The organism is Brevibacillus sp. FW306-2-1A-C05A, from assembly GCF_058781555.1.
The window spans coordinates 138,545-152,824 of sequence record NZ_JBYSWV010000002.1; the positions used below are offsets into that span (position 1 = coordinate 138,545).

Consider the following 14,280-nt stretch of genomic DNA (forward strand, 5'->3'; position numbering starts at 1 on the left):
ATATTATGGAAATGTGTCAATATTTGTAAAATGAAGGGGATATGTAAATGAAAAAGAAAAAACTTATTGTTTTTTTGGGTACATTGTTTCTTGTAATGATGGGGCTTTTACTAATATGGAGTATTTATTTTAAGGAAAAGACAGTAGCCATCGTAAAAGTAAAAGAGGTTAGCAATGACTTCATAGTAATTGAGGATCAGCTCAACGTGAAAACAACTATTGATGTCCCGAAGGTTATTACGAAATTAATTAAAGCGAACGAAGAATATTTTGTAGAGTATGAGTCTAGCTTTATAGGATTGCCGAAACTTGTTTCTATAGAACCCCTAAACGAAAGATGAAACCACTAGCGTTGCATTAATGTTGTCGAAATAACCAAAAAATTTTGTATTTACGCAGGACACAAAAAAATCCTTTACAGAAAAACCATCCAACTGACTCCAGCGCGTGTTCATGACCGGACTCAACTTGACACGCTTGTAGACAATCCTGGTACGACGTATGTGTTTGATCGGGGATTTGTGGACTACGCCAAGTTTGACGCGTTCTGTGAACGCCGGATCTTCTTCGTTACGCGAGCAAAGAAGAAGGCAGCGATTCGCTATCTGTTTGATCGTCCTGTTTCCGAAGGGAGTTCCATCAAAAGGAATGGTTATGTACAAATAGGGACACAGCAAAATCGCATGAACCATGTCCTTCGCCTCATCGAGACAACCGATTCACAGGGAAACTCCCTTCTGCTGATTACGAATCGATGGGAGTTATCTGCCCAAGGGATCAGTGAGATGCATCGAAGTCGCTGGGCCATTGAAATCTTTTTTAAATGGTTGAGGCAGCACGTGAAGATTACTTCGTTTTACGGGAAAAGCCAAGAAGCCGTTCTGAACCAAGTTTTCATTGTGCTGATCGCCTTTTGCTTACTTTTCTTGGTCAAAATCTTCTCCGCTGGCCAAGCGAGCTTGTTGCAAGCCTACCGGTGGTTACGTGTCATGCTCTGGGAGGATAGCCAAATTTGGTGGGAGCGATTAACGTCGAAGCGAAGAAAGCTTGATACATAAACGGGAAAGAACCTGTTGTGTAGCATCTAGTATAACTGCATATAAATACCAAAATGGACGGAACTACCTTTGTGGGTCACTCCGTTCTTTCACCATTTGAAAACGAAGAAAGCATTCAGAAAAATCAGATTTTTTCTTGCGCTCCCAGGTGGTTGAAGAAGAAGAGAGTCATATGAAGAGAAAGGCTCTAATTTTAAGGGGTTAAACCGTTTTTCGTGTGACGCGGTTCCCCTTGTTTTGTCCCAGCACCTATGTTTACACTAAATAGAATCGAATAAACCAATCTATCGAAAGAGAAGGTGATTCTCTTTGCTCCATAAAGCACAGGAAGTTTTGCAAAAATACTTTGGCTACGAATCATTTCGCGAAGGACAAAAGAAGATTATCGAGAGCCTGCTGGCAGGCCATGACACGATAGGCATCATGCCGACCGGCGGTGGAAAATCAATCTGCTATCAAGTACCGGCCATGCTTTTCGACGGCGTAACGATCGTCATTTCGCCGCTTATCTCGCTGATGAAGGACCAGGTAGATGTGCTGGTCAACATGGGGATTGCGGCGACACAGATCAACAGCTCGCTCGACTACAGCGAGGTTCGCGAGCGCTTGCGGATGGCGGCGCGCGGGGAGTACAAGCTGCTTTACATCGCTCCTGAGCGGCTGGAGTCGGAAACGTTTCAAAATTTGATCCGCAATGTGCCGATTTCGTTCGTCGCTGTCGATGAGGCGCACTGTGTCTCGCAATGGGGCCACGATTTCCGCCCCAGCTACCTGGAGATCGCCCGCTTTTTGCGCACGCTGCCAGAGCGTCCCATCGTCGCAGCCCTGACAGCGACGGCGACGCCGGAAGTGACCGCCGATATCAAGCGCCAGCTTTCCCTGGAGGATGAGCGTCTCTTTATCACTGGTTTTGGCCGCGACAACCTCATCCTGTCGGTGCGCAAAGGAGAAAACCGCCGCGGCTTTATCCAGGCGTATTTGAAAGCCAACAGGCAGCATGCCGGAATCATCTACGCCGCCACGCGAAAAGACGTCGATGCTCTGCACGCCGACCTTGCGAAGCGCGGCTTTTCGGTCACCAAATACCACGCCGGGCTGTCAGAGGAAGAGCGGGCGGCGAATCAGGAAGCGTTCCTGTTCGATGACGTCCGCACGATGGTCGCGACCAATGCATTCGGGATGGGCATTGACAAGTCCAATGTGCGCTACGTCATCCATTACAACATGCCGAAAAACCTGGAGGCGTACTACCAGGAAGCGGGACGCGCCGGGCGCGATGGCGAGCCGAGCGAGTGCATTTTGCTGTACCAGCCGCAGGACATCCAGACCCAGTCGTTTTTTATCGAGCAAAACCAGTTGACCGACGAACGCAAGGAGCACGAGTACAAAAAGCTGTATGCCATGGTCGACTACTGCCGGACGCCGCGCTGCCTGCAGCAGTACATCGTGCAGTATTTCGGCGAGGCGGATGCGCCTGAGTGCGGGCGCTGCCACAACTGCACCGATGAAACCGAACTGACCGACATCACGCTCGAAGCGCAAAAAATCTTTTCCTGCGTCAAACGGATGCGAGAGCGCTTCGGCGCGGCACTGGTCGCCCAGGTACTCAAAGGCTCGAAAAACAAGAAGGTCACGCAGTTCCGGTTCGATCAGCTTCCTACCTACGGGCTGATGAAGGAGTACAAGGAAAAAGAAATCGCCGACCTGATCCAACTGCTCATTGCCGAAGGATACTTGCAGGTGACGGAAAGCCAGTACCCGACTGTGAAGCTGGGAGAGCGGGCGCTGCCAGTGCTCAAGGGCGAGGAGCGCGTCGTGCAAAAAATCTCGCTCCGCCCTGTGGCGCTCGCAGAGGACGACGAGCTGTTCGAGCAGTTGCGTTCGCTGCGCAAGGAAATCTCACAGAGCGAAGGCGTGCCGCCATACGTCATTTTCCACGACAGCACTTTGAAGGAAATGAGCAGCCTCTGCCCGACCGACAAGCAGGCGATGCTCAAGATCAAAGGTGTGGGCGAAGCCAAGTTCGACAAGTACGGCCACCTCTTCCTGGAATGTTTGCAAAACTACGCCGCTGTCAAGCCGTGACGGTCACTGTCACGGCTTTTCGCTATTGTAGCGGTGGTCAAAACAAAAGCCGTGACGCTGACTATCACGGCTTTTGCTACTTTATGCACTGGCGCCATCCACTCACGCACGCAGCAGTCTTCTCTTTCCCCCGCTTTAGCCCGCGATTCGACTGCGATGCTTCATCAGATACAGCAGAAAAGCCAGAAGCAGCAACCCTTGGGCGACGATAGCAACGGAGATGGAGGCGCCCAGGAATACGACCAGGTAGTAAATCCCCGACCCGGCAGCCATCAAAAAGTTTTCGATAAAATTTTGAATCGCAATCGTCTTGCCGGAGCCGACCATCTTTTTGCCCTCGTCCTGCAAGATCGTATTCATCGGAATGATGAACACCCCGCCCATGAACCCGACCAGAAGCAGCAGGCAGATCGCAATAACTGTTACGTGAATCCACGGAAACAACACGATGATGAGAAACATGCCGAAGCCGTAGCCGACTGAGCGGGTGAACCGGGACAGCGGAATCAGCCGCGGGGCGAGAAAAGCGCCGATGATGATCCCGATTGACGTCGTAGCCAGGATCAGCGAGACGGAAAAGCTTTGCGGGTTAATCCCGAGTGCGGCGGGTATCCAGGCCAGCACGGCGACCCGCAGCACAGCCGAGCTCATCCAGAAGGCCCCGGTTCCGATCAGCGCAAAGCTCGTTTCCGCACGGTTCATCAGGTGCTGGAAGTCGATGAAAAAGCGGCGTGCTTCCGTACCGTAACGAATCGAGGCGTTCCCCCGGATGCGCGGGATGAAAAAGGTCATGCCCAGCGACAACAGGTAGAGGGCAAGACAGATGCTCGAAGAGAACAGCGGCGCTGTCATGGAGGCGATCGCTCCGCCCCCGCCGATTCCGGTCAAGATCGCGACGATCGTGTACGCCTCAATCCGCGCGTTGGCCTGGAACAGCTCCTGTTCATTGCGAGTCAGCTCCGGCAGGATGCCGTACTTGGCAGGCGAGTAGACAACCGCGCCGACCCCCACCGTAAAGTAGCAGAGCATCAACAGCAAAATGCTGGAGTGATCGATGACGAACAGCAGCACGACACCGAGTGCTTTTATCAGGTTGCCGATCACCAGAACGAACGATTTGGCGTGTTTGTCGGCAAAAGGCCCGACGAGCGGAGCGAGAAAAACGTACGGCAGAAAAAAGGAAATGGAAACGAGTGCGAGCATTGCGGGAGAAAAACCGTTCTCCCGCAGCAGGTTGGCAATGACAAACAAAATCATGTTGTCGGCAAAGGCCGAGAGAAATTGCGTGAAATACAGGGCTTGGAGCGGTTGTAGTCGCATCTTCACATCAGTTTCCTCCACTTTCCGCCAGTTGCTTCAGACTGACGTAGTCCGTTTTTCCGCTCCCGAGAAGTGGCAGAGTTTTGATGACCTGCATCGTGCCGGGAATGAGCAGCGGCGAGTATTGCTTTTCCGTCAAATACGCGCGCAGTTGACTGAGCTGAACGGTTTCATCTGTAGTAAACAACAGGACGCGCTCGCCTTTTCGCTGGTCGTTGACGGTGATCGCGGCAAAGCCGGAGTGACCGAAGCATTGCATTGCCAGCTCTTCCACCAGATTGAGCGACACCATCTCGCCGCCGATTTTGGCAAAACGTTTCAGGCGAGACTGAATGCTGAGAAAGCCTTCCTTGTCAGCCGTCACCAGATCGCCTGTGTGGTACCATTCCCCGGCGGGCACGAAGCCTTTGCCGTGAATCAGGTAGCCTTTCATGACGTTCGGGCCTTTGACGAGCAGCTCTCCGCCTTCGTCAATGCCTGCGACCGGGTCCAGCCGATAGCTCATGCCGGGCACGAGTCGACCTACTGTTCCAGGCTTGTTGGCGAGCGGCGTGTTGAGCGCGAGAATCGGAGCGGTTTCGGTCGCGCCGTAACCTTCGAAAATCCGCACGCCGAACTTATCCATCCACAGCTTGCGCACGTCGTCCTTCAGCTTTTCTGCGCCTGCAAACACATAGCGCAAAGAGTAGAAGTTGTACGGGTGCGCCATCCGTCCGTAGCCAGCCATGAACGTCGAAGTCCCGAACAAAATGGTCGCATTCTGATCGTACACCAGCTCCGCAATCGCCTTGTAGTGCAGCGGGCTCGGATACAGATACACCGGAATGCCCTTGATGATGGGCAAAAGCGTGCCAGCAGTCAGTCCGAAGCTGTGAAACATCGGCAGCGCGTTGAAAAACTTGTCGCGGCTCGTAATGTCGATCATGCTGGTCACTTGCTGGATGTTGGCGTACAGATTGGTGTGCGTCAGCACGACGCCTTTTGGCTTGCTTTCGCTGCCGGAGGTGAACAGAATCAGTTCATTGGCACTCTTCGCGGCTTTTTTCTTTGTCACATACGCGGTGAGGGCAGCCAGCTTGTCAAAAGCGGTGGCCGATGCTTTCAAATCTTCCAGGTAAATAATCTGGATGCTCGGCGAAAGGCCCGCGATAATGTGCTCCAGCTTGCCTTTTTCGATGAAGGCGCGCGAGGTCAGGATCGTATCGATACGGGCTGTCTCGCAGCAGTCGAGCAGCGAACGGATGCCGAGCGAAAAGTTCAGGATTGCAGGTGTTTTCCCGATGCAAAACAGCGCCATCAAAGTAACCAGGTGCCCGACCGAGTTGGGGAGAAATACGCCGACGACCGGTTTCCCCATTAAGGGCTGTTGCAGTTTGTTGCCGAGCAGATAGCTGCCGATGAGCAGGGTGCGGTAATTGATGGCCGAGGTCAGGTCTTTGGCGATCTCCATTTTCGGCCCGTTAAGGCGGGCGGCTGCCAGCGCTTCATCGAACAGGTTGACGTTTTGCTTCATCCGGCTTTGGAACAGCTCCTCCTGCATCGTGCGCAGGATCAGGTCGTTGGCCGACGCCTTTTGTTCACGCATCGAGCGGTTTTCGTCGCGAGCGATGGTGAACGGCGTGCCGACGGTCATCGTAACAGCAGGGAACAGCGAGCGGCGCAGCTTGCCTTGCAAATAAGAGAAGATCGAGCGCTCCAGGCCGTTGATCGCGATCGGGTAGACGGTTGCGCCTGTTCTCATGGCGAGGTAGCCGACGCCGCTGTAAATTTTCATCAGGCCGCCCGTTGTGGTGATGCGGCCTTCCGGGAAAATCACCAGCGTTTCTCCTTTGCGGATGACCCGCAGCATGTGGCGGATCGAGTACGGGTTGAGCGGATCGATCGCGATGTGTTTGCGGAAGCGCAGGAAAAAGGCAAACCGCTTGGCGATCCCGGTGTTGACGACAAAGGTAGCTCCCGTAGGCAAGCAAAAGGAAAGGAGTACCGCGTCGAGCAGGGAGACGTGATTGGGAATGATAAGTGACGGCTTCGTCAGGTCGATTTTGTTTACACCGTGAATGCGAGGCCGAAACCACAGCAGCAAAATCATTTTCAGGAAGGCATGAATGAGGACCATGTAGACCACACCTTTTCAAAGGATAATGGCGTTGCTTTATAGTCCTCATTGTAAGGAGTGGGGGAAGTAAAAAAAGTACCAACATTCATTGGTACCTGGTCATAATACCTAGAATAGCTTTTTCTGGCTCGCTTTTGCGGCCGCTTCTTTGCTCGTTTTGACGCCCATTTTTTTCAGGATGCGGTTGATGTGGTTTTTGATGGTCCGCTTGGTGATGTGCAGCGATTGCTCGATTTGCGTCTGCGTCTTTCCCTGGTGGATCAGTTGCAGAATGTCCTTCTCCGCGGGGGAGAGCAGCTTCTGGTTTTCTTCGTTTTTCAGGCGCAAAAACTCGTTGCGCAAGGCAGCCGCTGCTGTCGGGTGAATCGCGGACTGCTGGTTGTGGGCAGCGCGGATGGCGTCGGGAATTTCCTTGAAGCTGGACTTGCTGATGTAATTGACGGCGCCAGCAGAAAAGGACTCGACAATCACATCTTCGGCGGTCAAGGACGTGAGCATGATGATTTTACAGTCTGCCTCAAGCGCAATCAGCTCCATCGCGGTTTCGATTCCGTCGAGATTGTTCTCGGTCAGGTTGATGTCCATCAGGACGACATCGGCTCCTGCTGCCAAAAAGCGCTCGATCGCTTCCGCTTTTGTGCCCGCCTCGCCGACGACGGTGAGGTCTGCTTCTTTGTTCAGGTAGTCGACCAATCCTTTTCGCCAGACAGGGTCGTCCTCGACGAGAAATACTTTGATAGTCTCCATGTTCATATCCTCCCTTCTGTTTGGGCAGAGCTTGTGATGACTCGTTTTTTCGGGAAGAACAAAAACACCGTCGTTCCTTTTCCTGGCTCGCTGTATATCTCCAGCATTCCCTGATGCTTTTGCATGACGTTATAGCAATAGGAAAGTCCAAGGCCGAAGTTTTGTCCGGTTCGTTTGGTAGAGAAAAAAGGGTCGAGCACATGCGGCAAATTTTCCTTGGAAATGCCTGTACCCGTATCCGCGATGGCGATGACGAGGTGACGGTTGGACAAAAACAGTTGCAGGGTGAGCTTGCCGCCGGACTTCATCGCTTCGATCGCGTTCATGCACAAATTGGTGAGAATTTCACGAAGCTGCACGGGATCGCCGTACAGGTGGAGGCTCTCATCCAGCTCGCATTCCACCAGCACCTGATGCTTTTCCATGTAAGGCTTCAAGTTTTGGATGACTTGCTTGATGATCTCGCCAGGCGCGCTGGGGGATTCGCGCAGCTCGACGTCGCGAAGCTGGTTTTGAATCCGGTTCATCATGTCGAGCATGTGCTGGGAGGATTGCAGGAGGACGAGCGCGTCTTCCTTCAGGTTCGGCTGGTTTGTTTCCTCCGCGTACGATTCGATCCGATCGGCGTACAGCGAGATTTTCCCCACTTCGTTTTTGATCGTGTGATTAATGATTTGCGCTCCTGACGTGAGAGCGCGCAACGTGCTGTCCAGACGTCTTTTTTCCACGCGGAGCCGGACGCCCAAAAAGCCGTATTTCAAACTAATGGCAACAATCAAAATGAACTGGATCGCGACGACCAGCATGTTGTAGCGCCATGCTTCGTAGTCATTCTGGATGCGCATGATGTAGATGAAGATAAAGACGAAAAAGAGCGGGACGATGATTAACACGTTCGTGAAAAAGCTGTTCTTTTTGACCAGTGGGTCTTTCTCGTTCCGGTACTGTACGATCAGCAGAGTGCAGGCGATCAGAAAAAAAGGAATGACCCATGCCACCATGATCCAGTAATTGAAGGCCAGTACAGGATAAATGGGGGTGATCGCGAGCATTAGCGCCGGGAGGCAGAGCGCGGCGAACTGGGCAATCAGCTTTGTTCTCCGGGTGAGAAACTCCGCCGAATGGACGGCGAACATGAGAAACGAATAAGGCAACCCGACCTGGCAAATAAAGGACGAGAGGCGGCTAAGAAAAAGCAAAGTCTGCTCCGTCCCGGCATTCATGGTAAAAGCATCGGCCCAGAGCGGCATGATCGTCTCGTCAATGACCGCCGAGAGGAAGCCGCCCCCTCCGATAAAGGCAGTGGCGCAGGCCCAGCGGATCGACGTGCGTTTCGGGTCCGTGAACAGGACCAATAGACCTAGCGCCCATATGGTGAATAAGATGAAAACCATCATGGCAAGCGATCTCCTGTGTCAGTCATGTTACACCCATTATAGCGTACCTGGGAGGCAGAAAACGAAAATGAATCGGTTTCCAAAAAATAGGCAAGCAGCCATCCTTTTCTCAGAGAAGGGTGGCTGTTTATTTTGCCGGGATGAGGCATGTCCATCCAGCATATTCATAGGTAAGAAGGTTTTTCCAGTGTAGCGTGGAAATGAAAACGAATCAGTTGAGTGGCAGGTGAACAGTGGTGAAACGAGTCGATTTCATTTACCAGAAGCTGCTTGAGTCCGGTCCCGATAAAAAAATCAGCGCAGGCGAGCTGGCCGAGCTCCTGGGCCTTAGCCGCGCCAATGTCAGCAGCGATTTGAACCGCTTATGGAAGGAAGGCCGCATTGAAAAAGAAGAGGGGCGTCCTACCTTGTTTTATGTCAAAAAAGCGAATGACTCGCTTTATTTGGCGCAAACGGCATTGGACAGGCTGGCGAAGACGAACAAAAGCCTGATTACCCGCATCGAGCAGGCAAAGGCAGCGGTGCTGTACCCGCCGCGCGGGATGCACTGCCTGATTTTGGGCGAAACGGGAGTAGGCAAGTCGTGGTTTGCGGGGATGATTCACGAGTTTGCCGTCGATATTGGCCGGCTGGACAAGGGGGCGCCCTTTGTCGTTTTTAACTGCGCCGACTACGCCAACAACCCGCAGCTTTTGATAAGCCAACTGTTCGGCGTCAAAAAAGGGGCGTACACCGGAGCGGAGATGGACCGCAAAGGGCTGGCGGAAAAGGCGGACGGCGGGATTCTTTTTCTCGATGAGGTTCACCGCTTGCCAGCAGAGGGGCAGGAAATATTTTTTACGTTCATGGACAAAGGGACGTTCCGCCGGGTCGGAGAAACAGAGGTAGAGCGTTCCGCGCAGGTGCAAATCGTCATGGCAACGACCGAAAACCCGGAATCCAGCCTGCTCAAGACGTTCATGCGCCGCATCCCGATGGTCATCAAGCTGCCCTCCCTGGTGGAGCGGGGGATGGAGGAGCGCTTGGGGCTTGTCATGGAAATTTTTCGCGAAGAAGCGTTTCGGCTGGGACGGGAAATTCAGGTATCGGCAAGCGTGGTGCAAGCGTTTCTCTGCTATCATTGCCCGAACAATATCGGCCAGTTGAAGACGGATATCCAACTGACCTGCGCCAGCGCTTATGCCGAGTTTATTTCCTTGAAAAAAAATCTGCTGCACGTCTCGATTCAGGACGTTCCGCATCACGTCAAGCAAGGGCTGCTTTTGGCAAAAGACTACCGCCAGGAGCTGGAGGAGCTGATTGGCACCGAGCACAAATGCTTTGTGGTGCAGCCGTCCGAGGAAAGCATCTGGTTTGGCGGCGAGTCGGAGAATGCCGCCGACAGCGTCTACGAAAAGATCGAGCAAAAAATATACGAGTTGCAAAACCAGGGGGTCAGCGAGGAAGAACTGGAATTTGATATCGAGCATTACTTCACCACGTTTATCAAAGGGGTTCATCAGCGCATCAACAAAGGCGACATGGCGCGGATTATTGATCCGATCATCATTCACCTCGTCGAAGACATCGTGCGCTATGCCGAGGCGAAGCTAGAGAAAATTTTGAGCCAAAAGGTCATCTTCGGCCTGGCGCTGCACATCCAGACGTCCAAGGAGCGGCTGTCGCAAGGAAAGCAAATCGTCCATCCGCACATCAACAGCGTGCGGCTCAAATACAAAAAGGAGTTTGCCGTAGCGCTGGAGTGCGTGCGCATGATCGAGGAAGCGCTGCTGATGGACTTGCCCATTGGCGAAGCGGGCTACCTGACCATGTTTTTCGTGCTGGATGACGAGAGCATGCAGGAGGAGCGGGAAACGATCGGTGTCCTGGTCATCACGCACGGCAGCGGGGGAGCGACGGCGATGGTCGACGTGACCAACCGCCTGCTGGTCACCCAATACGCGCGTGCCATCGACCTGCCGCTGGAGGAAGACTCGCTGGTCGTCCTGGAGCAAGCGATCAAGACAGCGCGGGAAATCGGGAGCGCAGCCGGGCTGCTTTTGCTCGTCGACATGGGCTCGCTGCTTGGATTCGGGGAGATCATCGAAAAGGAGCTGGGCATTCCGGTGAAGGTGGTGCCGATGGTGAGCACTCCGCATGTGATCGAGGCGACGCGCAAAGCGATGCTGGGGCATTCGCTGGACGAAGTGTACCGCGATGTCGTCGGCATTTCGATGGGGCAGCGGGAGGAGTTACCCAAAGAGGTGGCAGACAAGGCGGTGCCTGCCTTGACGATCGTAGCGGCCTGCCTGTCCGGCGAGGGCAGCGCGCTGTTTTTGAAAAAGCTGCTCGAATCGAAGCTGCGCTACGACGAGAAGCTGCTGGAATTTGTTCCGCTGCAGCTCATGGACAAAGCGCAGGCGAAAAGCCGGTTGAAAAAGCTCAAGGAGGAGCGGACGGTTCTGTGCGTCGTGAGCAACTACATGCTGGATCGCGACTTGCGCTGCCACAGCATGGACGATGTGGTGAACGGCGAGGCGCTGTCCGATATCCAGCAGTTGATTGATCTGGAAGAAGCTTATGTGAAGATGAAGGAATCGCTCAGGGAGCACCTGAAAATGGTGAGGGGCCAAGACGTTCTCGACGACGTCAGGACGTGTGTGGCGCGCATGGAGGAGCGGCTTGGCAACAAGCTGGTTTTCGATACGCGAATCGGGGGGTATTTGCACATCTGCTGCCTGGTGGATCGGCTGAAAGCCGGGGAGCGTTCCGTAGCCTATACCGACAAGGTGCCGTTTTTGGCGGAAAACCGCAAGCTGTACAGCCTGATTCGCCATGAGTTGCAGCCGTTGGAGGACAAATACGACGTGGTCTTCAGCGAGGACGATGTATGCTTTGTCATGAATTTTTTCATACACAACAAAACACTGGCGTAGCTAGTGTTTTAATTTTTGCCAATTTGTCCCTGTTAACAAAACACTACAGCGCTTACATTCAAACACTACTCGCCTGCCCAGAATGCGGCTGCCCGGCAAACGCGATAACGATGCGCTTTGTTTTGAAAGCGCATACAAAAAGGGTGTTTTGGCACGTGACTTGCTCTAGGAAAAGGACATAACCAACTGAGGGGAGGAAGCTGGATTGAATATTTTGCTATGCTGCGCAGCGGGGATGTCAACGAGTCTGCTCGTGCAAAAAATGGAGCAGGCGGCACGGGAAAAAGGGCTGGAAGCGAAAATCTGGGCGGTGTCGGCAGATGAGGTGAAGCACCATATTGACCAGGCACAGGTGCTTCTGCTGGGCCCGCAAGTCCGCTACAAGCTGGCGGAAATGAAAAAAGAAGGGGCGGCGAGAGGGATTCCGGTCGATGTGATTAGCACGGTTGACTACGGCTCCCTGAACGGGAAAAACGTGCTGGAATTTGCGCTTCGTCTAAAACAGTAGAGGGGGATGCGTATGGCAGGGTTTATTTCTTTTCTGGAAGACCGCGTGATGCCTGTCGCGGGCAGGATCGCGGAGCAGAAGCATTTGCAGGCGATTCGCGACGGAATCATTCTTACCATGCCTTTGCTCATTATCGGCTCTCTTTTCCTCATCATCGGTTTTATTCCTATCCCTGGTTACAGCGAGTTCATGAGCGGAATCTTCGGCGATCAATGGCTGACCAAGCTGTTGTATCCGGTGAACGCGACGTTTGACATCATGGCGCTGATCGTCAGCTTCGGGGTGGCGTACCGATTGGCGGAAAAGTACAAGGTCGATCCGCTGTCAGCAGGTGCGATCTCGGTCGCTTCCTTTTTGCTCGCGACCCCTTACAAGACGATGTTCACCCCCGGAAGGTGCAACGGCAGCGCAAGAGGTAGGCGGAGTCATTCCTGTCGCCTTGATGGGAAGCCAAGGGCTGTTCGTAGCGATGCTTTTGGCCGTGTTGTCCACGGAGATTTACCGCAAAATCATTCAAAAGAAAATCGTCATCACAATGCCGGACGGGGTTCCGCCTGCTGTCTCCCGTTCTTTCGTGGCGCTGATTCCCGCTTCGGCCGTGCTGCTGGTCGTCTGGTTGCTGCGCATTCTGATTGAAAACACCTCGTTTGAAAGCATCCACAACATCGTGTCTGACTTGCTGGTCGGTCCGCTGAGCGCGCTCGGCAGCAGTCTGATCGGAGCGATTGTCTGCGTGCTGCTCGTCCAACTGCTTTGGTCGCTCGGCCTGCACGGAGCGGCGATTGTCGGCGGTATCATGAGCCCGATCTGGCTCACCTTGATGGACCAAAACCGGGCGGCGTTCCAGGCGAATCCGAATGCCGAACTGCCCAACGTGATTACCACCCAGTTTTTCGACCTGTGGATTTATGCGGGCGGTTCCGGCGCGACGCTGGCGCTCGTCGTCCTGATGCTGTTTCGGGCGCGCAGCGAGCAGATGAAAAACATCAGTCGGCTCTCCATCGGCCCTGGCCTGTTCAACATCAACGAGCCTGTCACCTTCGGCATGCCGATCGTCATGAACCCGCTTTTGATTATTCCGTTTATCCTCGCCCCAGTCGTGCTGGTCATTGTCAGCTATGTGGCGATGTCGCTGGGATGGGTAGCAAAGCCGAGCGGTGTCGCTGTACCGTGGACGACTCCGGTCATTATCAGCGGATATTTGGCTACTGGCGGGAAGCTTTCGGGCAGCGTGCTCCAACTCGTGAACTTCGTCATCTCGCTGTTGATCTACTACCCGTTCTTCCGTCTGTGGGATAAGCAAAAGTTGAACGAGGAACAGGCGCATGCCGCTCCCGACAAAGTCGTAAATATGTAATTTCCCGGAGGAGAGGCATGATATGAAGCTGATTGTGAATGCAGATGACTTCGGGTATTCCAAAGGGGTGAATCTGGGGATCATCGAGGCGCATCGGGCGGGTGTCGTCACCTCTGCGACGGCCATGGTCAACATGAACGGGTTCGAGCATGCGGTTCAGCTTGCCAAAAAGACGCCCACGCTCGGGGTAGGCATCCATCTGGTGCTCACTTGCGGCTTCCCGGTCAGCCAAAACGTGCCGTCGCTGACAGATGAGCACGGGCGCTTTCGGCGCGGACACGATTATTTGAGCCTGGCGTCGCCGGAGGAAGTGGAAAGGGAGCTGCGCAGCCAACTGGAAAAGTATTTGCAAACAGGTCTTGCTTTGACGCATATCGACAGCCATCACCACGTTCATGCCCATGCCGCGGTCTTGCCGATTGTGCTTGGCCTGGCAAAAGAATACCAGGTTCCGGTTCGGTATCCGTGGTCGTTTTCGCCCGAAGCGCGGGCAGAGCATCCGGAGGTGATGACGACAGAAGGCTTTTCCGAACGGTTTTACGGAGACGGCCTGACTACGCAGTCGTTTATCGACGTGGTGGAGGAGCTTGCGGACTGCGATGTGGCGGAGATAATGACACATCCGGCGTATTTGGACGAAGAGGTGTTGACAGGCAGCTCGTACACGCTGCAACGCGCGCGGGAGCTGCACATTTTGACCGCACAAGAGATAAAGGAGTACGTGCAAAAGCGCAATGTACGGCTGGTAACTTATAAAGAACTCGGATAGGTGGAGAT

The 14,280-nt window shown here is 53.7% G+C and carries 10 protein-coding genes and 1 pseudogene; 7 read left to right on the forward strand and 4 right to left on the reverse strand.

Going from position 1 to position 14,280, the window contains the following annotated elements; all coding sequences use genetic code 11:
* Window positions 1-47 precede the first annotated feature (47 nt).
* From AC3WJN_RS03575 to recQ, 3 genes are all read left to right on the forward strand, one after another.
* Window positions 48-341, forward strand: coding sequence for a hypothetical protein (locus AC3WJN_RS03575; protein ID WP_007778365.1), 294 nt, complete (start codon window positions 48-50; stop codon window positions 339-341).
* A 48-nt stretch (window positions 342-389) separates the two neighbouring features.
* The gene (locus AC3WJN_RS03580) at window positions 390-1,058 is read left to right on the forward strand and encodes an IS4 family transposase (RefSeq protein WP_255344275.1); all 669 of its coding nucleotides are present in this window, start codon (window positions 390-392) and stop codon (window positions 1,056-1,058) included.
* Window positions 1,059-1,367: 309 nt separating this feature from the next.
* Entirely contained in the window at window positions 1,368-3,143 is a 1,776-nt protein-coding gene (recQ, locus tag AC3WJN_RS03585) for a DNA helicase RecQ (protein WP_007778371.1), read from the forward strand.
* Window positions 3,144-3,278: 135 nt separating this feature from the next.
* Here the strand turns inward: recQ and lplT are convergent, their stop codons facing one another.
* The 4 genes from lplT to AC3WJN_RS03605 form a co-directional block, all read right to left on the reverse strand.
* Window positions 3,279-4,469: a lysophospholipid transporter LplT gene (gene lplT / locus AC3WJN_RS03590; RefSeq protein WP_007778375.1), complete on the reverse strand. Its 1,191-nt coding sequence runs from the start codon at window positions 4,467-4,469 to the stop codon at window positions 3,279-3,281.
* Between the two features lies 1 nt (window position 4,470).
* Entirely contained in the window at window positions 4,471-6,579 is a 2,109-nt protein-coding gene (locus tag AC3WJN_RS03595) for an AMP-binding protein (RefSeq protein ID WP_007778380.1), read from the reverse strand.
* Window positions 6,580-6,687: 108 nt separating this feature from the next.
* Entirely contained in the window at window positions 6,688-7,326 is a 639-nt protein-coding gene (locus AC3WJN_RS03600) for a response regulator (RefSeq protein WP_007778384.1), read from the reverse strand.
* Window positions 7,327-7,328: 2 nt separating this feature from the next.
* A complete protein-coding gene (locus tag AC3WJN_RS03605; protein WP_007778387.1) occupies window positions 7,329-8,723 on the reverse strand; it encodes a sensor histidine kinase in 1,395 nt (464 codons plus the stop codon).
* Between the two features lie 236 nt (window positions 8,724-8,959).
* Between AC3WJN_RS03605 and AC3WJN_RS03610 the strand changes: the two genes are divergently transcribed.
* The 4 genes and pseudogenes from AC3WJN_RS03610 (at window position 8,960) to chbG (ending at window position 14,272) form a co-directional block, all read left to right on the forward strand.
* Window positions 8,960-11,638: a sigma-54-dependent transcriptional regulator gene (locus AC3WJN_RS03610; protein ID WP_492329225.1), complete on the forward strand. Its 2,679-nt coding sequence runs from the start codon at window positions 8,960-8,962 to the stop codon at window positions 11,636-11,638.
* A 205-nt stretch (window positions 11,639-11,843) separates the two neighbouring features.
* Window positions 11,844-12,146 carry a PTS sugar transporter subunit IIB gene (locus tag AC3WJN_RS03615; protein ID WP_005835177.1) on the forward strand — a complete coding sequence of 101 codons (303 nt, stop codon included), beginning with the start codon at window positions 11,844-11,846 and terminating at the stop codon, window positions 12,144-12,146.
* A 12-nt stretch (window positions 12,147-12,158) separates the two neighbouring features.
* Window positions 12,159-13,503: pseudogene (celB, locus tag AC3WJN_RS03620) on the forward strand (PTS cellobiose transporter subunit IIC).
* 22 nt (window positions 13,504-13,525) lie between these two features.
* Window positions 13,526-14,272: a chitin disaccharide deacetylase gene (gene chbG / locus AC3WJN_RS03625; protein WP_007778400.1), complete on the forward strand. Its 747-nt coding sequence runs from the start codon at window positions 13,526-13,528 to the stop codon at window positions 14,270-14,272.
* Window positions 14,273-14,280: the final 8 nt, after the last annotated feature.

Bases quoted from the DNA above. Each gene is read 5' to 3' on its own strand.
- AC3WJN_RS03575 (WP_007778365.1), top strand. From the start codon at position 48: ATGAAAAAGAAAAAACTTATTGTTTTTTTGGGTACATTGTTTCTTGTA.
- AC3WJN_RS03595 (WP_007778380.1), bottom strand. From the start codon at position 6,579: ATGGTCCTCATTCATGCCTTCCTGAAAATGATTTTGCTGCTGTGGTTT.
- AC3WJN_RS03600 (WP_007778384.1), bottom strand. From the start codon at position 7,326: ATGGAGACTATCAAAGTATTTCTCGTCGAGGACGACCCTGTCTGGCGA.
- AC3WJN_RS03605 (WP_007778387.1), bottom strand. From the start codon at position 8,723: ATGATGGTTTTCATCTTATTCACCATATGGGCGCTAGGTCTATTGGTC.
- chbG (WP_007778400.1), top strand. From the start codon at position 13,526: ATGAAGCTGATTGTGAATGCAGATGACTTCGGGTATTCCAAAGGGGTG.